At 68.1% G+C, this 1,093-nt stretch carries 1 protein-coding gene; it reads right to left on the bottom strand.

Annotated elements, in window-relative coordinates:
- Positions 1-13: 13 nt before the first annotated feature.
- Positions 14-1,093, bottom strand: a 1,080-nt coding sequence (locus tag FKP22_RS31305) for an SPFH domain-containing protein (RefSeq protein ID WP_141292056.1), incomplete at its 5' end; no start/stop codon positions are given.

The raw sequence follows: 1,093 nt of genomic DNA on the forward strand, positions 1-1,093 counted from the left end.
AGGTTGCGCCGGTTCATTGCGCTTCCCCAGCTTCTTGCGGCTGCTGCGGCGCAACCGCCGCGGTGCGCTGCATGCCACCCACCAGCGCGCTGCCGATGAAGTCGCCGTTGGCCGGCGGGGGCGCGATGATGACCTGGATCTTGTCGCTCAGCTTGTCGGCCAGGGTCTTCTGGATCAGCAGCGGGTGGCGGGTGATCAGCGCGCCTTCCTTGGCCATTTGCTCGGCATTGGCCTGGCCGACCTTCTGCAGGCGGTAGACCTCGGCATCGGCCAGCTTCTGGCGAGAATCGGCCTCGCCCTGGCTTTCGATGCGGCGCGCCTGGGCATTCGCTTCCGCGCCCTTGATGCGGGTTTGCTTGTCGGCCTCAGCTTCCAGCGAGCGCTGCTCGATCTGCTTCTGCTTGAACGGCAGCACGTGTTTCATCGCCTCTTCCTGGGCCTGTGCGGCGATCAGGGTTTCGCGGGCGCTGGCCTCGGCGTTCTTCTCGCGGCGCACCTTTTGCGCCTCGGCTTCAAGCGCCGTCTGCTGCACTTCCTTTTCCTTCAGCTGCAGCGTGTACTGCATCTTCTCGGTGGCCAGTTCCTCGGCCAGCAGGCGGTCCATGCCGGCGCGGTAGTCGGGCGGCAAATCGACCTTGCCCATCTGCACGCTGCGCAACAGGATGCCGTCGGCCGCCAGGCGCGGGCGCAGCTCGGCTTCGATCTGCTGCTGGATCTCGGCGCGGCGGCTGGAGAAGATCTCGCGCACCGTGTAGCGGGTGAAGACCTTGAAGATCACGCCTTGCACCGCCGGTTGCACCACGTCCTTGCCGAGGTCCGCGGGAAGGTCGCGGCTCATCGCAGCCACGCGGGCCGGGTCCAATGCGTAGCGCACCGAGAGGTCCACACCCAGCGACAGGCCTTCGACCGACTGGAAGGGCGCGGCGCCGTTGGCCGTGGCGCTGTCCGCCGGGCGATAGACCTGGTCGCGCAGCGGGTAGCGGTGCAGCTCGTGCAGGCCGGGGATGAGGAACACGGTGCCGGCGCTGGCGGCGGTGGCGCCGCCGGTCAGCACATTGGTGCGCACCGCCAGTTCGCCAGGGGCGACCGTCTG

The sequence above is a fragment of the Ideonella azotifigens genome (assembly GCF_006519715.1).
Taxonomy (GTDB): Bacteria; Pseudomonadota; Gammaproteobacteria; order Burkholderiales; family Burkholderiaceae_C; genus Ideonella; species Ideonella azotifigens.